The organism is Novosphingopyxis iocasae, from assembly GCF_014334095.1.
In the GTDB taxonomy this organism is placed as follows: domain Bacteria; phylum Pseudomonadota; class Alphaproteobacteria; order Sphingomonadales; family Sphingomonadaceae; genus Novosphingopyxis; species Novosphingopyxis iocasae.
Map to the genome: position 1 here is coordinate 607,533 of NZ_CP060495.1, position 23,083 is coordinate 630,615.

At 63.9% G+C, this 23,083-nt stretch carries 15 protein-coding genes and 1 tRNA gene; 9 read left to right on the top strand and 7 right to left on the bottom strand.

Annotated elements, in window-relative coordinates; genetic code table 11:
• Positions 1-7: 7 nt before the first annotated feature.
• The 3 genes from addB (at position 8) to trxA (ending at position 6,813) form a co-directional block, all read left to right on the top strand.
• Entirely contained in the window at positions 8-3,004 is a 2,997-nt protein-coding gene (gene addB, locus H7X45_RS02905) for a double-strand break repair protein AddB (protein WP_187336062.1), read from the top strand.
• A complete protein-coding gene (addA, locus tag H7X45_RS02910; RefSeq protein ID WP_246449604.1) occupies positions 3,001-6,405 on the top strand; it encodes a double-strand break repair helicase AddA in 3,405 nt (1,134 codons plus the stop codon). The genes addB and addA overlap by 4 nt, the downstream gene beginning before the upstream one ends.
• Positions 6,406-6,495: 90 nt before the next feature.
• Positions 6,496-6,813: a thioredoxin gene (gene trxA, locus H7X45_RS02915; RefSeq protein WP_187336064.1), complete on the top strand. Its 318-nt coding sequence runs from the start codon at positions 6,496-6,498 to the stop codon at positions 6,811-6,813.
• Positions 6,814-6,967: 154 nt separating this feature from the next.
• On the opposite strand, the gene H7X45_RS02920 is transcribed toward trxA, so the two are convergent.
• Together H7X45_RS02920 and argJ are read right to left on the bottom strand one after the other, a co-directional pair.
• Positions 6,968-7,762: an inositol monophosphatase family protein gene (locus tag H7X45_RS02920; RefSeq protein ID WP_187336065.1), complete on the bottom strand. Its 795-nt coding sequence runs from the start codon at positions 7,760-7,762 to the stop codon at positions 6,968-6,970.
• 14 nt (positions 7,763-7,776) lie between these two features.
• Positions 7,777-9,006 carry a bifunctional glutamate N-acetyltransferase/amino-acid acetyltransferase ArgJ gene (argJ, locus tag H7X45_RS02925; protein WP_187336066.1) on the bottom strand — a complete coding sequence of 410 codons (1,230 nt, stop codon included), beginning with the start codon at positions 9,004-9,006 and terminating at the stop codon, positions 7,777-7,779.
• Between the two features lie 68 nt (positions 9,007-9,074).
• Between argJ and H7X45_RS02930 the strand changes: the two genes are divergently transcribed.
• The 4 genes from H7X45_RS02930 to H7X45_RS02945 all read left to right on the top strand — a co-directional run bounded on the left by H7X45_RS02930 (position 9,075) and on the right by H7X45_RS02945 (position 13,052).
• Complete coding sequence (locus H7X45_RS02930) at positions 9,075-9,395, top strand: hypothetical protein (protein ID WP_187336067.1); 321 nt, start codon at positions 9,075-9,077, stop codon at positions 9,393-9,395.
• 133 nt (positions 9,396-9,528) lie between these two features.
• Complete coding sequence (gene secA, locus H7X45_RS02935; RefSeq protein ID WP_187336068.1) at positions 9,529-12,255, top strand: preprotein translocase subunit SecA; 2,727 nt, start codon at positions 9,529-9,531, stop codon at positions 12,253-12,255.
• Positions 12,256-12,466: 211 nt separating this feature from the next.
• Positions 12,467-12,541 (top strand) — tRNA-Asn (locus H7X45_RS02940).
• A 145-nt stretch (positions 12,542-12,686) separates the two neighbouring features.
• A complete protein-coding gene (locus H7X45_RS02945) occupies positions 12,687-13,052 on the top strand; it encodes a hypothetical protein (RefSeq protein ID WP_187336069.1) in 366 nt (121 codons plus the stop codon).
• Positions 13,053-13,070: 18 nt separating this feature from the next.
• Here H7X45_RS02945 and H7X45_RS02950 read toward each other — a convergent pair whose 3' ends face one another.
• Complete coding sequence (locus tag H7X45_RS02950; protein ID WP_187336070.1) at positions 13,071-13,841, bottom strand: NAD kinase; 771 nt, start codon at positions 13,839-13,841, stop codon at positions 13,071-13,073.
• A gap of 129 nt (positions 13,842-13,970) precedes the next feature.
• Between H7X45_RS02950 and H7X45_RS02955 the strand changes: the two genes are divergently transcribed.
• A complete protein-coding gene (locus H7X45_RS02955) occupies positions 13,971-15,269 on the top strand; it encodes a putative bifunctional diguanylate cyclase/phosphodiesterase (protein WP_187336071.1) in 1,299 nt (432 codons plus the stop codon).
• 114 nt (positions 15,270-15,383) lie between these two features.
• Here the strand turns inward: H7X45_RS02955 and mfd are convergent, their stop codons facing one another.
• Positions 15,384-18,857 carry a transcription-repair coupling factor gene (mfd, locus tag H7X45_RS02960; protein WP_187336072.1) on the bottom strand — a complete coding sequence of 1,158 codons (3,474 nt, stop codon included), beginning with the start codon at positions 18,855-18,857 and terminating at the stop codon, positions 15,384-15,386.
• 129 nt (positions 18,858-18,986) lie between these two features.
• On the bottom strand, positions 18,987-19,259 hold the full coding sequence (locus H7X45_RS02965) for an FAD assembly factor SdhE (protein WP_187336073.1): 273 nt from the start codon (positions 19,257-19,259) through the stop codon (positions 18,987-18,989).
• Positions 19,260-19,339: 80 nt separating this feature from the next.
• On the opposite strand from H7X45_RS02965, the gene recG reads away from it, so the two are divergent.
• Positions 19,340-21,391 (top strand): ATP-dependent DNA helicase RecG, encoded by a 2,052-nt coding sequence (gene recG, locus H7X45_RS02970; RefSeq protein WP_187336074.1) that lies wholly within the window; start codon positions 19,340-19,342, stop codon positions 21,389-21,391.
• A gap of 19 nt (positions 21,392-21,410) precedes the next feature.
• Here the strand turns inward: recG and H7X45_RS02975 are convergent, their stop codons facing one another.
• The gene (locus H7X45_RS02975; protein WP_187336075.1) at positions 21,411-21,728 is read right to left on the bottom strand and encodes a PilZ domain-containing protein; all 318 of its coding nucleotides are present in this window, start codon (positions 21,726-21,728) and stop codon (positions 21,411-21,413) included.
• Positions 21,729-21,834: 106 nt separating this feature from the next.
• Entirely contained in the window at positions 21,835-23,058 is a 1,224-nt protein-coding gene (tyrS, locus tag H7X45_RS02980) for a tyrosine--tRNA ligase (protein WP_187336076.1), read from the bottom strand.
• Positions 23,059-23,083: the final 25 nt, after the last annotated feature.

Sequence of the window (23,083 nt, forward strand, 5' to 3'; positions counted from 1 at the left end):
AGGGCCGATGGGCAGCAGGGCCAAGCCAGCCGTTTACACCATTCCGGCGCATCGCGGTTTCGCCGACGCCCTGGCGGCCGGAATGCTGGACCGTTTCGCCGAGGCAGAGCGCGGGCTTTCCGGCGGCATGGTGCTGGTGCCCAACAACCGCGCCGCGCGGGCCATTACCGATGCGTTCGTTCGCCGCGCCGCGCCTGGCCTGCTGCTGCCGCGTATGGTGCCGGTGGGAGACCTCGATATCGGCGAGTCGCTTGGGCTGGCGCTGGATCCGGTCGGCGCAGATGTGCCGCCCGCGGTCGATCCGCTGACACGCAAGCTCGCGGTCGCGCGCATCGTCCAGCGGCGCATGCGCATCGATGACGAGCGAGTGAGCGCGCCCGAAGCGCTGCGTCTTGCGGACCAATTCGCCCGCGCGCTCGATCAGCTGGTGATCGAGCGGAAGGAGCCAGCTGCGCTAGACGCCCTGCCGCTCGCCGAAGAGTTGGCCGATCATTACCGCCGCTCGCTGAAGTTGTTCGCCGATGTGGCAGGCGATTGGCAGAGGCATCTTAGCTCCATTGGGCGCATCGACGTTGCCGACCGGCGCAATCGCCTGCTGGACGGTGTCGCCGCACGCTGGCGCGAAAGCCCGCCGCCCGGCTTCGTGGTTGCCGCAGGCGTCACCACTGCGGCTCCGGCTGTCGCAGGGCTTCTTCGCGCGGTGGCGGAGCTGGAGCGCGGGCAGGTAGTGCTGCCCGATCTGGATATCGCCATGCCGGATGAGGAATGGGCGGAAATCGGCCCCCATGCCCCGCGTGAGGAAGGGCTGACACCCGAACCTTCGCTGGAAACCCATCCACAATTCCACCTGAAACTTCTGCTCGATCGCATGGGTATCGCCCGCGATGAGGTGATGCGCTGGGTGCGCTCGGGCGAGAGCGATGCGTCGCCGCGCCGGGCCCATGCTATCAGCAACGCCTTTGCACCCCCTGAAGCGACCGGGAAATGGCGCGATCTACCATCCGAGCGCCGTAGCTTGGCGGGTGTACGCGTGCTCGAAGCGCCCGACAGCGCAGCCGAAGCGCAGGCGATTGCGATCCTGATCCGCGAGGCGCTGGAAGAACCGGGCAAGCGGGCAGCGCTCGCCACGCCCGATCGCGAACTTGCACGGCGGGTCGCAGTCCATCTCAAGCGTTGGGGGATCGAGGCGGACGATAGCGCCGGGCGGCCCTTGTCCGAACAACCGGTGGGAACGCTAATGCTGGCGTTGGCTGAGGCTGCAGCGCAGGATTTCGCGCCCGTGGCGCTGCTCACGCTGCTGAAGCATCCGCTCGTGCGCAATGCGGACGAGGCCCAGCGGCTCGCCTGGCTGGACCGCGTCCGGACGCTCGATTTGCTGCTGCGCGGCCCGCGATCGGCGGGCGGGCTGGGCGGCATCGCTGAACGGATAGACCGCCGGATAGCCGATGACGAAGAGCGTCGGCTGGATACGGGGAAGTGGAAACAGCTGAAAGGCTGGTGGTCCGAACTGGCGCCGCAGCTCGCTCCTCTGCGGCAGGCGGGTCGCTCGGTAAACGCGGCCTTGGAAGCCTTGCGCATTGTGAGCGAAGCACTCGCGGGAGATCGCGTGTGGCGCGGCCGAGAGGGCCGGATGCTGGCCGAACTTTCGACCGATCTGGAAGCCGGTGCCGCGTTCGGTCCTGATCTTGCCGAGGCCGAAGAATTGCCGGCCTGGATCGAAACCCTGCTGGCCGACATTGCGGTACGCCCGGCCTATGGGGGCCATCCGCGCGTTGCCATCTACGGTTTGCTGGAAGCGCGTTTGCAGCAGGCGGACCTCGTCATCTGCGGCGGGTTGAACGAGGGCACTTGGCCCACGCTGCCGCAGCCCGACCCATGGCTTGCACCGCGGATCCGGCGCGAACTGGGCCTGCCCGCGCTGGAACGCTCGATCGGGCTGGCCGCGCATGATCTTGCCGGCTTGATGGGCGCGCCCGAAGTCGTGCTGAGCCGCGCGCGGCGGGATCGGGGCGGGCCGGGCGTCGCTTCCCGCTTCCTGCTCCGATTGCAGGCGATGGCGGGCAGCAATCTGCGATCGGATGAGCGGGCCCTGGCGCTCGCCGCGGCAATCGATGCGCCGGAGACCGTCATTCCCGCCGAGCGTCCCGAACCGCGCCCGTCTGCCGACCAGCGGCGCGTGGCGCTCAACATCACCGATCTTGACCGACTGAAGGCGGACCCGTTCGCTTTCTACGCGGGCCGCATTCTGGGGCTGCGACGCCTCGATCCGGTCGATGCAGACCCGACACCCGCCTGGCGCGGCACGGCGGTGCATGACATCCTGGAGCTGTGGGCCAAGGAGGATGGCTGCGATCCCGCCAAGCTGCACGAACGCGCCGTCGCGCTACTCGGCAGCCAGGGGGCTCATCCTCTGATGCGGGCCTTGTGGGAGCCGCGTCTGCTGCAGGCCATCGACTGGATTGCCGAAGAAACCGTGCGGCTGCGCGACCAGGAGGGCCGCGTGATCGCCGCGATCGAGAAGCAGGGCCGGATCGATTATGAAGGCGTGACGCTGAAGGGGCGGGTCGACCGGATCGATCGCTGCGCCGACGGATCGCTGGTGATCGTCGATTACAAGACCGGCAAGCCACCCGGCAAATCGCAGGTGCGCGCGGGTTATGCGCTCCAACTGGGCCTGACCGGCCTGATCGTCGAGCGCGGCGGAGTGGAGGGCCTGTCCGGCCATGCAGGCGGCTTTGAATATTGGTCGCTGGGCAAGGCCCCGAACGGCGCGCGCAAGGGCGAGCTTGGCTATATCGACACGCCAATCGGCGGCCGCGGCGATGATGCGATCGCGGCAGATGATTTCGTCGCACATGCCGCCCATCATGTGCACGAAGCAATCCAGACGTGGCTCACCGGCGATGCGCCCTTCACCGCGATGTTGCACCCGGAATATTCGCCTTATGGCGATTACGACCATCTGATGCGTCTCGACGAATGGTATGGAAAGGGCGCTTCGTGACGGACGGCCTACTCCATCCACTGCGCGGCAATCAGCGCGAGGCGGTGGCACCGGACCGCGATGTCTGGCTGAGCGCATCGGCGGGCACCGGCAAGACGCAGGTGCTCACCGCGCGCGTGTTCCGATTGCTGCTGGCAGGATCTGCTCCCGAGAACCTGCTCTGCCTCACCTTTACCAAGGCGGGTGCGGCGGAGATGGCGAACCGCATCAATGCACGCCTTGCCGCGTGGGTGCGGATGAAGCCCGAGCCGCTCGCCGCGGACCTCAAAGCCATCGGCGCCGCCTTCGGCCCCGAGGATCAAGAGCGCGCGCGGCGGCTGTTCGCCAAGGTGCTCGACGCGCCGGGCGGGGGCCTGCGTATCCAGACGATCCACAGCTTCTGCCAGACCCTGCTCGCCGCCTTTCCGGCAGAGGCCGGTCTGGTGCCGGGCTTCGCACCGCTGGAAGAACGCGATCAGTTGCAGCTGCGCCGTCAGGTGCTGGCCGATCTGGTGTCCGACGCGGCGGGTGAGGGGCGCGCCTGGCTGATCGATGCGATCCAGCAGCTGAGCCTGCGGCTTGGTGAACAGGGGGCGGAGAGCTTCCTCATCCGCTGTGCATCCGCGCCCGATGCGATGGCGCTGGTTCCCGACAGCCTGGAGGGCGCGGAAGTCTTTGCGCGCCGCATCGCGGGGGTCGAGATCGAGGGCGATCCGGAAGCCTGGCTTGCCAACCAATGTGCCGCCGTCGATCAGAATTTGCTGCGCAGCATTCGTGCGCACAATGCCGATTGGAAGGCAAAGACGGGCGCGGAGAATGTCGCCAAAATCAATGCCTGGATGGCGCTTGACGCGGCAGACCGCGCGGCCAGTCTGGCCGATCTCAACAGCGTATGGGCCACCCAGAAAGGCGAACTGACGAAGCGCGCGCCCAAGGCAGAAGGTTATGCCGAAGACGCGCAAGCGATGCTGGACTGGTGCGGGCATTTGCAGGCGCAGGTCGGCCTTGCCCGCTTTGCCGCCCTTTATGCTGGCGCACTGGCGGCGGGACGGGCCTATTCGGATGCCTATGCGCTGGCCAAGCGTCGCCGCGCTGTCGTCGATTTTGACGATCTTATCCGCCGCGCGGCACGCCTGCTTGCCCAGCCGGGCATCGGCGAATGGATCCGCTTCAAACTGGATGCGCGCATCGATCATGTGCTGGTGGACGAGGCGCAGGACACCAACCGCGCCCAGTGGGACATCATCGAGGCGGTAACCGAGGATTTCTTTACCGGCGTCGGCGCGCAGGGCGGTCGGCTCCGCACGGTGTTCACCGTGGGCGATTTCAAGCAGGCGATCTTCGGGTTTCAGGGCACCGATCCGGAGCAATATCGCGACGCGCGCGAGCGGCTTCATCAACGGATCGAGCAGCTTGCCACCGATCCCAATCGCGACGAGCCGCGCGAGCTGGCGCGGCTGGACCTCGCCACCAGCTTCCGTTCGACCGAACCGATCCTGAAGCTAGTCGATGCACTGGTTGGTGAGCGCGGGCATCAAGCTTTTGGTCTGGAGTCGCCGGTCGCTCCGCATATCGGGGTGAAGCCCGATGTGGGGGAGGTTCTGTTGCTGCGGCCCGTTCGCCCCGTCGACGACTGGCAGTCCGAGGAGGATGAGGAGAGCTGGCTGGCCGAAGAAAAGCTGGCCTATGCGCGCAAGCTGGCGGCGCAGATCAAGCAGTGGTTGAAAGAGGCACCGGTTCTCGCCACCACCGGCAAGAAGCTGGCGCCCGGCGATATCATGATTTTGGTGCGGCGGCGCTCCGAGCTGGCGTCTCTCTTGGTCGCCCGGCTCTATGCGGAGGGTGTGCCGGTGGCGGGCGTCGATCGCCTGCGCCTTGGTCAGCCATTGGCGGTGAAAGACCTGCTTGCGGCGATCCGTTTCGCTGTGCAGCCGGAAGACGATCTCAACCTCGCCGAATTGCTGGTATCGCCGCTGATCGGGTGGAGCCAGGACGATCTGCTCCGTTATGGTTGGCGCGGGCCGGGGGCGCGGGGCCGGACGCTCTGGCGCCATCTGCGCGAACAGGCGGAGCTGACGGACGGGATCGCGCCGCTACGCGATCTTCTGGCGCGGGCGGATTTCGGAACGCCGCACGAATTTCTTGAAAACATTCTTTCCGGCCCGATCGATGGTCGCCGCCGCCTCGTTGCTCGCCTGGGGCGCGAGGCGCTCGATCCGATCGGGGAGCTGATCAACGCCGCCTTTCTGTTCGAGGCTAACCATCACGCTTCTCTTCAGGGCTTCCTCGATTGGTTCGATCGCGGCGATGTCGATGTGAAGCGCGAACAGGCCGGGGTGAGCGGTGAGGTCCGCGTGATGACGGTGCATGGCTCCAAGGGACTGCAGGCGCCGCTTGTGATCCTGGCGGATACGACCGCGGATCCCACGAAGACACCCGATCGCAGCTTCGATTTGCGCCTCGACGATGCCGATCTACCGGTTCTGGCGCTGCGAAAGGAGGAGCGGGCAGGGCGGCTGGCGGAAGCGGCTGCGATGGCCGAAGCGCGTGACCTGGAGGAGCATTGGCGGCTTCTTTACGTGGCGCTGACGCGGGCGGAAGAGCGGCTGGTGCTTGCTGGCTCACTGGGGGTGCGCGCCAAGGATGTGCCCGAGCATAGCTGGTACGCCGCGCTCGACCGCGCGATGGACGGCATGGGACTGGAATGGGAAGAGGATGCCGATTGGGGTGCGGTACGGCGCTTCGCGGGTAGCGATGTCGCCAAGGAGAAAGGGCCGTCTGCAACGGACGATCTGCCGTCCACGCCCTTGCCCGCCTGGCTGCATAGTCCTGCACCGGAAGAAAGCCGTCCGCCGCGCCCGCTTGCGCCATCTGGCAGCGGAGAGGACGATGCCGCCGCCGCGCCGCCAGATCCGAAGCGCCGGGCCGCAGCGGAGCGCGGGCGGTTGCTGCACGGACTGTTCGAGCATCTTCCCAGCGCCGATCCGGACCGGCGCCACGAACTGGCGCTGGCCTGGCTCGCCCGCCGTGCGCCGGATCTGGAGGAGGGACAGCGCAGCGAGATTTACGAAAGCGTGGCCCGCGTGCTGGACGATCCGCGCTGGTCCGCCATCTTTGCGCCCACCGCACTGGCCGAAGCGCCGATCGCCGCGGTTGTCGGCGAAAGCGTGATCGCGGGTACGGTTGACCGGCTTCTGATAGAGCCGGAGCGCATTCTGGTGATCGATTTCAAGACGGGCGCTGCGATTCCGGGAAGCGCGGATGCGGTGCCCACGGCCTATAAGCGGCAGATGGCCCGCTATGCCGCCGCGCTGGGCACCATTTTCCCCGATCGCCCAGTGGAAACGGCATTGCTTTACTCGCACGGGCCAACCTTGATCGAGCTCGGTCCGGCGCAGCTTGCCGAACACAGCCCGGCTTGAGCCTGCCCAAGCTTTCATATCGCCAGCGAAACTTGTGCGGACCGCTGCGCGTTTCTACCTTCGAAACAACCCATTCAAGGAGTAATGATCATGGCCACCAAGGCAGTTGGCGACGACAATTTCGAACAGGACGTTTTGAAGGCTGACGGGCCCGTGCTCGTCGATTTCTGGGCCGAATGGTGCGGACCGTGCAAGATGATCGGCCCATCGCTGGAAGAGATCAGCGAAGAGCTGGACGGCGTTACGATCGCCAAGCTCAACATCGACGATCACCCCAACACGCCCGGCAAATATGGCGTTCGCGGCATCCCGACGATGATTCTTTTCAAGGATGGTCAGCCGGTCGAAACAAAGGTTGGTGCCGCGCCCAAGGCGCAGATCAAGAGCTGGCTTGAAGGCGCGCTCTAAGCGCCACGTCTGCTGGAGACCGTAAGTCCTGAGCCTGTCGAAGGACGTTTCTCGGCTGGGCGCTCGTGCGCTTTCGAGAAGCGGGCTTCGACAGGCTCAGCCCTTTCGGCCTTGGGTATTGAAATGCGCGCGTAGCGACGATCCCTTAGGGGCGCTACAGGAGGACGCGCGCCGCCTCATCCCACAGATCCGGCGTCGCGGCGGCAAGCATGCCGGTCATCTCCGTCTGATCGGGTCGGTAGGCCGTGCCATCGAAACGTGCGACCGTGCCGCCCGCCTCGTTCAGAAACAGCGCGCCAGCGGCATGATCCCATGGAAGCGAGCGGCGATAGATCGTGATGTCGTGCTGGCCGGTGGCGAGCATCGGATATTGCTCGGCCGCGCACATCGGCGGGGGCACGATCTCGAAATGGGCCGCCGCCGCGGCGTCGACGCGAATACGTTCTTCGCCTTCCATGAAGCTGGTGTAGAGCGCGATGACGGGCTTGTCCTTGCCGCTTCCTTTCGAATGCAGCGGATCGCCGTTGATCCATGCGCCAGCCCCGCGATGGGCGTGGCACAGACGCTTCGACACCGGATCATAGATCCACCCGGCTTCCGTCTCTCCGCCGCGCACCAGCGCGATCAGGATGCCGAAGGGCGATCGGCCCGCGGCGAAATTGCTGGTGCCGTCGATCGGATCGATCACCCAGCAGACCGGCTCATGAATGCGGTCCATCACCGAAGGATCCGCCGCCGTCGCCTCTTCACCCAGGATTGCGGCGTCGGGCAGAAGCTCGCTTAGCCTGTCGGTGAGGAAGCGTTCGCTCTCGCGGTCCGCCACGGTGACGAGATCGCCGGGGCTCTTTTCCTCGATCTGGTCGTCGGAGAGATCGCGGAAGCGGGTCAGGATGATGGTTTCGCCGCACTCGCGCATGATGGCTGCGACGGGTTCGTACAGGTCGTGCATGCCGCTTGTCCTCATCAGCTCCGGTAATCGGCGTTGATGCTGATATAGCCGTGCGTCAGATCGCAGGTCCACACGGTGGCGCTGCCTTCGCCGAGTCCGATATCGACGCCGATGGCGACGTCCTGGCCCTTCAGATGTTCCGCCACCGGTGCCTCGTCATAGCCTTGGACGACCATGCCCTTGGCGGCCACCTCGGTCGCGCCGAAGCGGATGGAAAGCAGATCGCGCTCGGCAGGCTCGCCCGCTTTGCCGACCGCCATGACCACCCGGCCCCAATTGGCGTCTTCACCCGCGATCGCCGTCTTGACGAGCGGTGAGTTGGCGATCGACAGACCGATGCGCCGCGCGCTTTCATCGCTTTCCGCGCCGGTCACCGTTATTTCGATGAATTTTTGCGCGCCCTCGCCATCGCGCACGACCTGATGGGCCAGGCTGCGGCAGACCTCTTCCAGCGCGGCGTAGAAAGCGTCCGCGCCGTCATCGTCCCAATCCGACAGCGCCGGGCCACCTGTCTTCCCGGTTGCGAAAACGAGGACGGTGTCGCTGGTGGAAGTATCGCCGTCCACGGTGATGGCATTGAATGTGCGCCCGTTCGCCCGGTCGAGCATTTCCTTCAGGAAGGGGGCCTCGATCGCCGCGTCGGTAAAGATATAGCCCAGCATCGTTGCCATATCGGGCGCGATCATGCCCGATCCCTTCACGATCCCGGCAAGCTGTACGGTAGCGTCGCCGACGACCGCCGATGCGCTTGCGCCCTTGGGAAAGGTATCGGTGGTGCCGATTGCAGTTGCCGCGTCTACCCAACCGCAGGGCTGGGCGGTGAACACCTCTGCAAGCCCCGCCTCCGCCTTGTCGATCGGCAGCGGCACGCCGATGACGCCGGTGGAGGAGACGAACACATCCGACGGCTGGCAGCCGAGATGATGGGCCACGCGCGCGATGATCGTCTCCACCGCTTCACGGCCGCTCATCCCGGTGAAGGCGTTGCTGTTACCCGCATTCACGATCAGCGCCCGCGCATGGCCGAGCAGCGCGGTCTCCTTGCCCAGTTGCACTTCGTAGGACGGGCAGCGGCTTTTCGTGAACACACCGGCGACGGTCGTGCCTTCGCTCAGCTCCGCATAGGTCATGTCGAAACGCTGTCGGCGGGTATAGCCGGCACGGGCCGTGCGCAATGTCACACCGGCGATAGCGGGCAGTTCGGGAAAGCTCGAAGGGGCGAGGGGGGAAGGGGGGAGCGCCAAGGGCCAGTTGCCTTTCGGTCTGTTTTTGATAGGAGACGCCCAAGGAACGTTCCCGCGCGGGTCTATCGATGAAGTTTACCTTTGCAAGTCTGATGCTGCTACTGGCGCACGCCCTGATGGGTGTGCCGCTGGACGCGCAGACCTTGCGGGCGGCTGCTTCCGCCGAAGCGGACAGCGGCGATGTTGCAGCCGAAAGCCGCGCCGGCAACGTCCTGACCGCTCTTTCTGCCGAGCGGATCGGCGCATCCGCCATTCCCGCTTCGGTCGCCGAACATGCGGATGATGTTCGCGGCGGCTTCTCCCTTATACGAAGCTTCGGTTACGCGGCTGCGCTTCCTTTGCGCTGGGGCACGGGCGATCGCCACGCCCATTTTACGGGCAAGCCCTGACGCGCTGACCTTCCGGACGGGTGCACCCGTCCTGGCGCATCCGGTTGCGATGCGCGCATTTCTTACCATCTTTTGCCGTAAAGCCCGGTGCCGATGCGCCGGACCGGCCATCATAGCTCAACGGGATCATCCTATGCTCGGCGCCATTGCCAAATCGATTTTCGGTTCGTCCAACGAACGCTACGTCAAATCCATCTACAAAATCGTCGACAAGATTAACGGTTTCGAACCGGAGATCATGAACCTCTCCGACGAGGATCTGAAAGCGCAGACCGCTCGCTTCAAGGAGCGGCTGGAGGCCGGCGAAACGCTGGACGACATCCTTCCCGAAGCCTTTGCCACGGTGCGTGAGGCATCGAAGCGCGTCTTCGGCATGCGGCATTTCGATGTGCAGATGGTGGGCGGCGTGGTGCTTCACCGCGGCGAGATTGCAGAGATGCGCACCGGTGAGGGCAAGACGCTGGTCGCAACCTTAGCCGCCTATCTCAACGCCCTGGACGGCAAGGGCGTCCATGTGGTCACGGTGAACGATTATCTCGCCCGCCGCGACGCGGAGTGGATGGGGCAGCTGTACGGCTTCCTCGGCCTGTCGACCGGCATCATCGTCCCCGATCTGGATCAGCAGCAGCGCCGCGACGCCTATAATAGCGACATCACTTACGCGACGAACAACGAGCTGGGGTTCGATTATCTGCGCGACAATATGAAATATGACCGCGCGGACATGGTCCAGCGGCCGTTCAATTTCGCGATCGTCGACGAGGTCGATTCGATCCTGATCGACGAGGCGCGGACCCCGCTGATCATCTCCGGACCTACCGACGACCGGTCCGAACTTTATGCCGCCGTCAACGCGATCATTCCGCGGCTGGACGAAGAAGATTACGAAAAGGATGAAAAGTCCAAGAAGGTGCTGCTGACCGAAGACGGCACGGAGAAGGTCGAGCGGCTGCTTGAGGAGGCTGGCCTCCTCGAGGGCACGAACCTGTATGATTTCGAGAACACGCTGGTGGTCCACCATCTCGAAAACGCCATGCGCGCGCACCTCATGTTCAAGCGCGATACCGACTATATCGTCAAGGACGGCAAGGTCGTCATTATCGATGAGTTCACCGGCCGCATGATGGACGGGCGCCGCTGGTCCGACGGCCTGCACCAAGCGGTGGAGGCCAAGGAGGGCGTCGATGTGAAGCCCGAGAACCAGACGATGGCGACCATCACGTTTCAGAACTATTTCCGGATGTATCCCAAGCTTTCCGGCATGACGGGTACTGCGGCCACCGAGGCGGCGGAATTCTACGAGATTTATAAACTCAACGTCGCCGAGATGCCGACCAACCTGCCGGTGCAACGGATCGATGAGGACGACCAGTTCTACAAGAACACGAACGACAAGTTCGCTGCCATCGCGGCGGCGATCAAAGAGAAATATGATACCGGCCAGCCGGTGCTGGTGGGCACGGTATCGATCGAAAAGTCCGAGCTGCTCAGCGAGTTCCTGAAGCGCGAGGGAGTGAAGCACAATGTGCTGAACGCGCGCATGCATGAGAGCGAGGCCCATATCGTGGCCCAGGCGGGGCGGCTCGGTGCGGTTACCATCGCCACCAACATGGCCGGGCGCGGCACCGATATTCAGCTCGGCGGCAACCTGGAATTCCGCGTCGAGGAAGAGCTTGCGGATATCGAGGAAGGCCCGCGCCGCGACGAGGAAATCGCGCGCATCAAGCAGGAAATCGCCGCGGAAAAGGCAAAGGTGTTGGAAGCCGGGGGCCTGTTCGTGCTCGGTACGGAGCGTCACGAAAGCCGCCGCATCGACAACCAGCTGCGCGGGCGCTCCGGCCGTCAGGGCGATCCCGGCCTGTCGCGCTTCTACCTCTGCCTGGAAGACGATCTGCTGCGTATCTTCGGCAGCGAATCACTATTCGCACGGATGATGAATTCCAGCCTGGAAGATGGCGAGGCGATCGGCGGTAAGTGGCTGTCCAAAGCGATCGAAACCGCGCAGAAGAAGGTCGAGGCGCGTAACTACGAAGCGCGCAAGCAGGTCGTCGAGTATGACAACGTCATGAACGATCAGCGCAAGGTGATCTACGAACAGCGCGCGGACATCATGGATTCCGACACCGTCGAAGAGGTGGTGGAGCATATGCGCGTGGACGCGATCCACGCGATCGTGAACGATCACTGCCCGCCCGGCACCTATCCCGAGCAATGGGATATTCCGGGCCTGAAGGAGAAGACCGCGCAGCTTCTGGGTGAGGAACCGCCGATCGACGCCTGGCTGGAAGAAGACGCGATCGAGCCGGAGATGGTGGCCGACCGACTGGTCGAGCGTACCGTCCAGAAGATCGACGAGAAAATCCAGGGCATCGACGAATCGATGTGGCGCGATGTGGAAAAAAGCATTCTGCTCCAGTCGCTCGATCATCACTGGAAAGAGCATCTCTCCACGCTCGATGCGCTGCGCCAGGTGGTATTCCTGCGCGCCTATGCGCAGAAAACGCCGCTGAACGAGTATAAGCAGGAGAGCTTCGCGCTGTTCCAACGCATGCTCGATCAGATTCGCGAAGATGTGACCCGCACCCTTGCGACCAGCGAATTCCGTGCGCAGGCACCGATGCCTATGGCAGAATTGCCGGACCTGCCGGACTTCCTGACCACCCATATCGATCCGCTGACCGGTATGGACGATACCAACGATACCGATGCAGGCACGCGCGGTCTGGTGGACACACTGCCGCCGCAGCAAACGGCTGAAGCGGATATGGAGGGGCTGACCAACAATCCCAACATCAGCCGTAACGCGCCGTGCCCTTGCGGTTCGGGCCGCAAGTACAAGCATTGCCACGGGCAGCTTTAGGGCCGCACGGCAGGCCGGGAAGAAGGTGAAACGGATGGGGCCCCATGCCGCGAACGATTGCGACAGTGGGCCCCAGGCTGCATTTGTGAGCCGTCTCCGCGGACGATTACAGCCTTATCGGATTGCGGGAAAAAAATAGCGCGACACAAGGCTTGCCATTCCCAAAAAGCCGCTGCTATAGGCGCGGCCTGCCCCGGGGGACCGGGGCTGCTCCCCGATAGCTCAGCGGTAGAGCTCTCGACTGTTAATCGAGCGGCCGTTGGTTCGAATCCAACTCGGGGAGCCACTTTTCAGCACTGATATCAGTGCATGCCGTCCCAGAACGGTGCTTTCGCTCAAACCTGACCAATTCGGCTCGGCCATCCTTGACCTGCCGTCCGCCCTTGCCAATAGTGGCTTGTGGTGACAGGCCTGCTGGGAGGGGAATTGCCATGAAAGTCAAACGTTTGGAGGAAGGCGAGCGGGCGCTGGAGGCTGAGGCTCGTATTCGGTTGATTCCTATCGGGCCAAACCGGTTTGGATGGAACTGTGAACTGATTCACGGTCTCCTTTCCGTTTGCGCGCGGCATCGCGGCGAATATGTGAACGACGTTACGGCGGAAGCGGCAGCGTTGCGCTGGGCTGAAGGGCAAGGTGCCCTGTCGGCCATCGTCGAGATTGCTGACTCGCCGCGACGCTATCCTGCCGCGCGCGATGGCGTGGCTATCGATGCCCAAGACAAGGGGCGTGACGGATTTGACGGGCTTGCCCCACCGACTATTCAGCTTGACGGAAAGGGCGACCGCCGCGGGCTTTAACAGGGTGTACGCCGCCGTTCAGGTGGCGAACTGTTCCATCGCGATCCGCTCATCAAGCGCATGTTCCGGATCGAACAGCAGCGTAAGCTGCCGGCTGCGATCGATTTCGATATCCACGCGGGTAATATCCCGCACTTCACGTTGATCCGCAACGGCCGATACCGGGCGCTTGTCGGCATTCAGGATACGGAAACTGATGCGGCTGCGGTCCGGCAGGATGGCGCCCTTCCATCGGCGCGGACGGAACGGGCTGATCGGCGTCAGGGCCAGCATGGCGGAGCCGAGCGGCAGGATCGGGCCGTTCGCTGACATATTATAGGCGGTCGATCCTGCTGGCGTTGCAACCAGCACACCATCACAGACCATCTCGTCAATCGTCACGCGGTCATCGATGCGCACTTCGATCTTGGCAGTCTGGCGCGTCTCGCGAAGCAGCGACACCTCGTTGATGGCGGGCAGAACACGAGTCTCGCCGCTGGCAGTTGTCACGCTCATCCGTAGCGGCGCGACGGAGAAGCTTTTTGCTTTCGCCAGACGGTCCGACAGGTCATCCGAGCGCCAGCTGTTGAGCAGGAAACCCACCGTGCCGCGGTTCATGCCGAACACGGGTTTCAAGCGGCCATTTTCGAGCATCTGGTGCAGCACCTGCAACATATAGCCGTCACCGCCCAGCACCACGACGCGCGTGGCATCTTCCAGGTCCACGAATTCATAGCGGCCGAGCAATTCTTCGCGCGCCTCGCGGGCCATCCGGGTGGGGCTGGCGAGCAGCGCGGTGCCTTCGATCATGCCGATGCCTCAAGAAAAACGTTCATTGCAGCGCCAGACCCTCAAGGTCGAGATGACAGGAATTTAACGGTCCCGCGCTTAGGGAACCGTGCTAGGGGGCGCGATGGTGCGGGGCAAGGGTTGAACGCGATGAACGACAGGCGCGAACATAAGGCAGCGCACGACGATCAGCGGGACTGGATCACCGGGCTGGCGACAGGCAAGGCCGCGCGGTTGCGGCTGGAGCATGCCGTTCTGCCGGGCGCGATGCTGCTGATCGGACTGGCCGGCTTTCGCAACGTCAACGTCTCCCATGGCCGGGATGGCGGCGACCGCGCATTGGCCGACGTTGGCGAGCGTATTCGCCGCTTCCTCCGCGTGATCGAGGGGCGTCCGCCCTTTGCCGCGCGTACCGGCGGCGCGGAGTTTCTCATTGCGCTGGATGCCGCCGCGTCGGCGCCGCTTGTCGCCCGCCAGCTGGTGGCCGAGCTCCACCGCCCCGTCGAAATCGAGGGCAGCGCAATACACTTGAGCCCCCGGATCGGCATTGCGGAAAAGCATGACGCGGAAGATGGCGCTGCCTATATGCGACGTGCCCGCATGGCGCTGGAAGAAGCGATGCGGGCCGATACCCGCACTATCGTCCAATCCGAGGCAGGGCGCCTTGATGAAGCGATGATGGACGAGACGCTGGGCCGCCACATGCGCCATGCGCTGGACCGGGGCGAGATCGCTATCCTGTTTCAGCCGCAATTCGCGTTGCACGACGGGCGCATGACAGGTGCGGAGGCCTTGGCGCGCTGGCAACATCCGGAGTTCGGCACGCTTGGCGGTGAGGCGCTGTTCGCCGCCGCCGCGCGCAGCGATTTCGTTCTGGCGCTGTCGCGGCACATCCAGGAGCGGGCAATCGATCTGGCGGCAAGCTGGGGCGGGGCGCTTCAGGACCTGCGGTTGTCGATCAATGTCACCGCGCAGGATTTGGCAAGTCCGGACATGGCGGATCGGCTGCTGGGATATCTGGCAGACCACGGTTTTCGCAAGGACTGCCTGACCGTTGAGATCACCGAAAGTGCACTGATCGACGATCTGGAAGCAGCAGGGCAGCAGTTCGGACGTCTGCGTGCCGAGGGGCTGCGGATCGCGCTTGACGATTTCGGCACCGGATACAGCTCGCTCGCCTATCTCAGCGCGCTTCCGCTCGACTATCTGAAGCTCGACAAACGCATGACAGGGGAGCTTCAAGGCTCCGAGCGGGACAGGATCGTCGTGCGCGCCATCATCGCGATGGCAAAGGCGCTCGGGCTCGAAGTGATCGCGGAAGGGATCGAGAGCGAAGGCCAGCGCGATCTGATCGCTCACGAAGGATGCGATTATTGGCAAGGCTTCCTCCGCGCAGGCGCTTTGGAGGCGGACGCCTTTCGCGAATTTGCGCTGGCCGCGAACCGTTAAGGGCTCGCTAAGACTTCGCTAGGCGCTGAGCCGATCGCCCTTCGCTCTCAGCACTGCCCAGCGCGGAGAAACGCGCCCGACATGATCAGCATGAACGGCTCTGGCTGCGACGGATCAGCCTTTGCCTTGCGCCATTTTGGCGAGACCGCGTGACAGCTGCAGCGCGCCGTGGAGGCGGCTTTTCGGATCGCGCCACACGCGATTGATGACGAGCTTACTGTCGGGCCGCAGCTTCGCCACTTCGCCCAGCCGCTCCACATAACGCATCAGCGCCGGCACGTCCGGCGGGCTGTCGTTGTGGAAGCTGACCAGCGCGCCGCGCGGACCGATTTCGATCTTCGCGACCTGGGCCGTCAGCGCATTCAGCTTCACCCGCATCAGGGTGAGCAGGTTCTCTGTCGCGTCGGGCAGATCGCCGAAGCGGTCGATCAGTTCGGCGGCGAAGCCTTCGATGGCGTCCACCTGATCGATCTCGTTGATCCGGCGATAGAGACCCATGCGCAAGGAAAGGTCCGGCACGTAGAAATCCGGAATGGAGATCGGCGCATCGACGGTGATCTGCGGGCTGAACTTCTCGGACGGGGCATCCATACCCATGTCGCCGGCTTTCGCGGCAATGATCGCCTCTTCGAGCATCGACTGGTAGAGTTCGAAGCCCACTTCCTTGATGTGGCCGGACTGTTCGTCGCCAACGAGGTTGCCCGCGCCGCGAATGTCGAGATCGTGGCTGGCGAGCTGGAAGCCCGCACCCAGGCTATCGAGGTCTGACAGGACCTTCAGGCGCTTCTCCGCCGTCTCGGTCAGCACCCGGCCTTCAGGCGTTGTCAGATAAGCATAAGCGCGCGTCTTGGAACGACCGACGCGGCCGCGAAGCTGATAGAGCTGGGCAAGGCCGAAGCGGTCCGCGCGGTGGACGATCAGCGTGTTGGCGCTGGGGATATCGAGCCCGCTCTCCACGATCGTGGTGGACAGCAGCACGTCGTAACGCTTGTCGTAGAAGGCGGTCATGCGCTCCTCGACATCGCCGGCGGACATCTGCCCGTGCGCGACGACGGCCTTCACCTCGGGCACCTCCTCGCGCAGGAATTCCTCGATGTCGGTGAGGTCCGCGATGCGCGGGACAACGAAGAAGCTCTGGCCGCCGCGATAATGTTCGCGCAGCAAGGCCTCGCGCATAACCACCGGGTCCCAAGGCATCACATAGGTGCGGACCGCCAGGCGATCGACCGGCGGGGTCTGGATTACCGATAGTTCGCGAAGGCCAGACATCGCCATCTGCAGCGTGCGCGGAATGGGCGTGGCAGTGAGGGTCAGCATATGGACGTCGGTTTTCAGCGCCTTCAGCCGTTCCTTGTGGGTCACGCCGAAACGCTGTTCTTCATCGACGATGACGAGGCCGAGACGCTTGAAATCCACCGATTTGGCGAGGATCGCATGGGTGCCGATGACGACGTCAATCGTGCCGTCTTTCAGCCCTTCGCGTGTTTTCGTGGCCTCGGCCGATGGTACAAGGCGCGAGAGGCGGCCGACTTCCAGCGGGAAACCGCGGAAACGTTCGACGAAATTGGTGTAGTGCTGGCGTGCGAGCAGCGTGGTCGGTGCCACCACCGCCACCTGCATCCCGCTCATCGCCGCGACGAAGGCCGCGCGCATCGCCACCTCGGTCTTGCCGAAGCCGACATCGCCGCAGACGAGGCGATCCATCGGCTTACCTGCCTGAAGATCTTCGACAACCTCGCCGATCACGCGGTCCTGATCTTCGGTTTCCTCGTACGGAAAACGATCGACGAAGCTGGCGTAGCTGCTGTCTTCCACCTCGGCGACTTCGCCGGGCTTCAGCGCGCGGGCTGCAGCGGTTTTCATAAGCTCACCCGCAATTTCGCGGATGCGCTCCTTCATCCGCGCCTTGCGCCGTTGCCACGCCTCGCCGCCCAGCTTGTCGAGCGAAGCGCCTTCATGATCGGCGCCGTAGCGCGAGAGTACGTCGATATTCTCGACCGGCACGAACAGCTTGTCGCCGCCCGCATAGCTCAGCGAAACGCAGTCATGCGCGCTTTTACCGACCTCGATCTGGGTCAGTCCCTCATAGCGCCCGATGCCATGATCGGCGTGAACGATAAGGTCACCCACCGCCAGCGCCTGGATTTCGGAAAGGAAAGCATCCGCGCTCTTGCGCTTCTTGCGCCGCCGGACCAGCCGGTCGCCGAGCATGTCCTGTTCGGTGATGACCGCGATGTCAGGGCCCGTGAACCCGCTGTCGAGCGGCAGGATGGTGAGCGCGGCGCTGCCATCTGCTGCCGCTCCCTGTGCTTCCTGCCAGTTCTTGGCGGCCTTGGACTTCTTGAGGCCGTGGTCCTTCATCAGACCGGTGAGCCGCTCCCGCGCGCCGCGCGAATAGCTGGCTAGAATCACGCGCTTGCCGTCCTTCCGCAGCGCATCGATATGCTTCACCGCCGCTTCGTAGACATTGGCGTTCTGGGCGCGCTCGGGTGCGAAATCGCGCGATCCGGCGACGCCGAAATCTAGCACGCGGTCACTCTCCGGCTCGGCAAATCCGCTGAGTTGGTGGACGGGCCGCTCTTCTTGTTCCTTCGTCCATTGGTCGGGCGTCAGATAGAGCGCATCGGCGGGCAAGGGACGATAGCTGCCCGGCTCGCTCGATTGCGCGCGCTGCCGGTTCTGTTGGTAATCCTGAATTGCATCGAAGCGCTGCTGCGCCGCGGCGGGCGCACCGGCATCGGCAACGATCAGGTCCTGCGGTTGCAGATGATCAAACAGCGGAACGAGCCGTTCTTCCAGCATCGGCAGCCAATGATCCATGCCGGCCAGGCGGCGGCCCTCGCTGATCGCTTGATAAAGCGGATCGCCGGTCGCGGTGGCCCCAAAACGCTCGCGATAACGGCTGCGAAAGCGCTTGATTGATCCTTCGTCCAGGAGAGCCTCAGCGGCGGGGAGCAGGTCGAAATGATCCACCCGTCCTACCGAGCGCTGGTCCGCCGGATCGAATTCGCGCACCGATTCGATCTCGTCGCCGAAGAAATCAAGCCGAAGCGCCAGTTCGCGTCCCGCAGGAAACAGATCCACGATTGAGCCACGCACGGCATATTCGCCAGCATCGGCCACAGTTTCCGTGCGCTCATATCCGTTGGCTGTAAGCAATTCAGACAGCTTCTCGCGCTCGATGACCGCGCCAGGCTGCAATCTTGCGCCCAGCTCGCGCAGGCGGAAGGGCGTTAGCGTGCGCTGCGTGACGGCATTGACCGTGGTAACCAGAAGCTGCGCCGATTTGGGTTTGCCCTGCAGCGCAGCCAGCGTTGCCATCCGTCGCGAGGTTACGGGAAGCGAGGGTGATGCGCGGTCATAGGGAAGGCAATCCCACGCCGGAAATTCCAGCACCTCCAGCTCGGGCGCGAAATATTGCGCGGCCTCGGCCACCGCGCGCATTTCCGTTTCTTCCGGCGCGATGTAGACCGCGCGGCCCTTCGCAGCGCGCGCCAGATCGGCCAGTAGCCATGGCAGAAAGCCGACTGGAACCGAACTGAGCGTGAGCGGGCGCTTAGCCTGCGTTATCCTGGAAAGATCGGGCATCAGACTGTTCGAAAAACTCCGTTCGCCCCGAGCTTGTTGAAGGGCCGGTCTTCTTAGGGGGGCGTTGCGGATAAGGGCAGTGCTTCGACAGGCTCAGCACAAACGGTGGAAGAGAATGTAACGGACCGATCAGCGCGGGATATCGATGAAGTCGAGCTTCCGGAACTTGTCCATCAGCGGGCCATCGAACGCGCTGGGCACGGCCTGCGTTCCGATGCCCCAGGCCATGATATCGACATCCTGTTCTTCCAGCAGCCGTTCGAACCACTCGAAATCGGCTTCGGTGAAGCTTTCATGATGGCGATCGAAAAAGCCGCCGATCATGTAATCAGCCTCGCGCGTGCCGCGGTGCCAGGCGCGGAATTTCGTGCGGCGGACGCGGGCGTCGCGGTCGAGAGGCATGGCTTGGTTTCCTGCTGGCGGATGAGACGCGGACCGGGTCTACTCAGCCCGGACATGTTCGGTTAGGAGGCCAGATAATCATGCGGCCCGATATTCTCAATCCACTGTTCGCCGAATTGACCAGCCTGAAGGGCATCGGTGCCGCGCTGGCAAAGCCGCTCGCGCGCCTGAAGCTGGAGCGGGTGAAGGACCTGCTTTTTCATTTTCCGAGCTATTTCGTGCATCGGCGCGCGATCGAAGGATTGGACGACGCGCAGATCGGCGAGACGGTGATCGTAACCGTGAACGTGTTAGATCATCGCAGCGGCGGCAGCGCGCGCAGCCCCTTGCGCATTCACGCGGCGGACACGCGCGGCGATGTAATCAGCCTGGTCTTTTTCGGTCGCAATTCGGGTTGGGCGAAGAAACAGCTTCCGGTGGGCGAGACGCGGCGGATCACCGGCAAGCTGGAAGCCTATGGCCAGGAACGCCAGATCATTCATCCGGAGGTTCTGGAAGAGGGTGGGGCGGTGCCGCTGGTGGAGCCTGTCTATCCGCTGGCCGATGGCATCTCGAACCGGCGCATGGGCGATCTGGTGGCGACTGCGATGCAGCGCGCGCCCCAGGTGCCCGAATGGATAGAGCCCAGCCTGAAATCCAAGTTCGACTGGCCGGACTGGCGACACGCGCTGGCCGCAGCCCATGGACCGGATGGCGAGGCTGGCAGACAGCGGCTTGCCTACGACGAGCTGTTTGCCAATCAGCTGGCCTATCTGTTGGTCCGTGCAGCCAGCGACCGGCGGAAGACCTATCCCATCCGGGGCGACGGGCGCCTGGTCGATGCGCTGAAAATGCCGTTCGCATTGACCGGTGCGCAGGCGCGCTCGGTGCGGGAGATCGAGGGCGATCTGGCGCAGGAACGCCCGATGCTGCGGCTGCTGCAGGGCGATGTCGGCTCGGGCAAGACGGCGGTGGCGCTGATCGCGATGCTCCGGGCGGTGGAGGCGGGGCGGCAGGCCGCGCTGCTCGCTCCGACGGAAATTCTCGCGCGCCAGCACTTGGAAAGTCTGCGGGAGCTCGCGCGGTCGCTGCCGGTACAGATCGAAATTCTGACGGGTCGCGATAAAGGACGCGTGCGCGAATCTACCCTGATGGGCCTTGCCGACGGATCGATCGATATACTGGTCGGCACGCATGCGATCTTTCAGGAGGCGGTGCGCTACAAGGCGCTTGGCCTCATCGTGATCGACGAGCAGCACCGCTTCGGCGTGTCGCAGCGATTATTGCTAGCGCAGAAGGCGGAGCGGCCGCCGCATCTTCTGGCCATGACGGCGACGCCGATCCCCCGCACCCTGACGCTCGCGCTTTATGGTGAGATGGACGTGTCGCTGCTCGACGAATTGCCGCCGGGGCGCACCCCGGTGGAGACGGTGGTGGTTTCGGACGAGCGCCTGCCGCAGGTGGTGGACGGTATCGGTCGCCATATCCAGAGCGGCGGTCAGGCCTATTGGGTCTGCCCGCTGGTCGAGGAGAGCGATGCAAGCGATCTCGCAGCGGCCGAGGAGCGGGCGGCTATGCTGCGGCTGCGCTTCGGCGATAAGGTCGGGCTAGTCCATGGGCGCATGAAAGGCCCGGAAAAAGACGCGGTGATGGAGCGCTTCGCCAGTGGCGCGCTTTCGCTTCTGGTGGCGACCACGGTGATCGAGGTGGGAGTGAATGTGCCCAACGCGTCGCTGATGATCGTTGAGGCCGCGGACCGCTTCGGCCTGGCGCAGCTCCATCAGCTACGCGGACGGGTCGGGAGGGGGAGCGCCAAATCCACCTGCCTGCTGCTGCGCACCGGGCAACTCAGCGAGACATCGCGCGCGCGGCTGGCGCTGATGCGCGAGACCAATGACGGCTTTCGTATCGCGGAAGAGGATCTGAAGCTGCGCGGCGCAGGAGAACTGATGGGCACGCGCCAGTCAGGCGAGGAAGGCTTTTCCGTAGCGAGCGAGGAGCAGGTGCGCGAGCTGATCGGCTACGCCCGCGACGATGCGCGCATGCTGATCGAGCGCGACGGCGGGCTGGAAGGCGCGCGGGGAGAAGCGGCGCGAATTGCTCTCTATCTGTTTGAGCGGGACAGCGCGGTCCGGACTTTGCGCTCGGGCTGATGATGGCTGAATGAACGCCTCAGCGAGGGTTCTGAAGGTCGTCCAGCATCGCGATGAAATCCGGCATGCGGATAATGCGCTCCAACTGAAAACCCGCGCGCGTATCAACCGCCCAGACGCAATGCGCTTCGATGCGTCCAATGACCGGAAGCCGTACCGAAACCCGGTCGCCCCGGCTCAAATCCTCGGCATCGTCGATCATGAAGCCGTTGGCCGAGATATTGCAAATGTGCGAGAAATGCTCGCGCCCCGCGGTCCTCTCCATAATCGTCTTGAAATCCGCACGGTGGCGCGCGGCCTGTCGGAGATCGAAATTGTCGAGGGCGGCATTCGGCATTGATGGTGTCTTTCAGTCGAGGCGCTCATCGGAGCATCGACTGTGTAACGGCCTAGTAAAGCCGCCTTTAAGCGTTTTAGCGAACAGAGTCTTACCGCCGCCGCCGTCAGCCTTTTGTCACGAGCCCGTGCTTCTTCTTGCCCGCCGACAGCCGCCGAGGCTTATCACCAGGCTCGATCATGAGGTTCACATCATCAACCGGTTCGCCATCCAGTCGCGCGCCGCCGCCGTCGATCAGCCGCCGGGCTTCCTTCTTCGAGGCAACAAGACCGAGCTCCAAATAGGCGTCCAGAATGCTGATCGGATCGGTAATAGCGATGGTCGGCAGGTCTTCGCCAGCGCCGCCGCCTTCGAACGTCGCCTGTGCGGTGGCCGCCGCCGCTTCGGCAGCGTCTTGCCCATGCGCCATGGCGGTGGCCGCGTCGGCCAGGCGCTTCTTGGCCTCGTTCAACTCCGCGCCCTCAAGCGCTTCCAGACGCGCAATCTCGTCCAGCGGAAGGTCCGTGAACAAACGCAGGAAGCGGCCGATATCGGCATCCTGCGTGTTGCGCCAGAACTGCCAGTAATCATAAGGGCTCAGCATGTCGGAGCGTAACCAGACGGCGCCGCTAGCCGTCTTGCCCATCTTGCGGCCATCTGCGGTGGTGATGAGCGGCGTCGTCAGCCCAAACAATTGCGTCCCATCGATCCGCCGGGTCAGCTCCATGCCGTTGACGATATTGCCCCACTGGTCCGATCCGCCCATCTGCAGGCGGCAGCCATGGCGGCGCGACAGCTCAAGGAAATCATAGGCCTGCAGGATCATATAGTTGAATTCGAGGAAGGTGAGCGGCTGCTCCCGGTCCAGTCGCAGCTTCACGCTATCGAAGGTGAGCATGCGGTTGACGGTGAAGTGCGGTCCGACATCGCGCAGCAATTCGATATAGCCGAGCTGACCCAGCCAATCGTCATTGTTGATCATCACGGCATCGGTAGGGCCATCACCGAAAGTGAGGAAGCGTTCGAAAATCTCGCGGATCGAGGCGATGTTGGCCGAAATCTGATCATCCGAGAGCATTTGCCTGCTCTCGTCCTTGCCGGAGGGGTCGCCCACCTTGGTGGTCCCGCCGCCCATGATCACGATGGGCTTGTGCCCGGCCTGTTGAAGCTGGCGCAGCATCATGATGGAAACCAGATGGCCCACATGGAGCGAGGGGCCGGTCGCATCGAAGCCGATATAGCCCGGCACAATCTCCTTGCTCGCCAGCGCGTCAAGCCCTTCGGCGTCGGTCAACTGGTGGATGTAGCCGCGCTCATCAAGCGTGCGAAGAAGATCGGACGTATAGTTCATGGGCGAACGGTTACATCGGCGGCGC

Coding starts and splice junctions, on each gene's coding strand:
- H7X45_RS02975 (WP_187336075.1), bottom strand. CDS start 21,728: ATGCCGAATGCCGCCCTCGACAATTTCGATCTCCGACAGGCCGCGCGC.
- H7X45_RS02930 (WP_187336067.1), top strand. CDS start 9,075: ATGAAGTTTACCTTTGCAAGTCTGATGCTGCTACTGGCGCACGCCCTG.
- recG (WP_187336074.1), top strand. CDS start 19,340: ATGCGGCCCGATATTCTCAATCCACTGTTCGCCGAATTGACCAGCCTG.
- addB (WP_187336062.1), top strand. CDS start 8: ATGGGCAGCAGGGCCAAGCCAGCCGTTTACACCATTCCGGCGCATCGC.
- tyrS (WP_187336076.1), bottom strand. CDS start 23,058: ATGAACTATACGTCCGATCTTCTTCGCACGCTTGATGAGCGCGGCTAC.
- H7X45_RS02920 (WP_187336065.1), bottom strand. CDS start 7,762: ATGCACGACCTGTACGAACCCGTCGCAGCCATCATGCGCGAGTGCGGC.
- secA (WP_187336068.1), top strand. CDS start 9,529: ATGCTCGGCGCCATTGCCAAATCGATTTTCGGTTCGTCCAACGAACGC.
- trxA (WP_187336064.1), top strand. CDS start 6,496: ATGGCCACCAAGGCAGTTGGCGACGACAATTTCGAACAGGACGTTTTG.
- H7X45_RS02965 (WP_187336073.1), bottom strand. CDS start 19,259: ATGCCTCTCGACCGCGACGCCCGCGTCCGCCGCACGAAATTCCGCGCC.
- H7X45_RS02955 (WP_187336071.1), top strand. CDS start 13,971: ATGAACGACAGGCGCGAACATAAGGCAGCGCACGACGATCAGCGGGAC.
- H7X45_RS02945 (WP_187336069.1), top strand. CDS start 12,687: ATGAAAGTCAAACGTTTGGAGGAAGGCGAGCGGGCGCTGGAGGCTGAG.
- H7X45_RS02950 (WP_187336070.1), bottom strand. CDS start 13,841: ATGATCGAAGGCACCGCGCTGCTCGCCAGCCCCACCCGGATGGCCCGC.
- mfd (WP_187336072.1), bottom strand. CDS start 18,857: ATGCCCGATCTTTCCAGGATAACGCAGGCTAAGCGCCCGCTCACGCTC.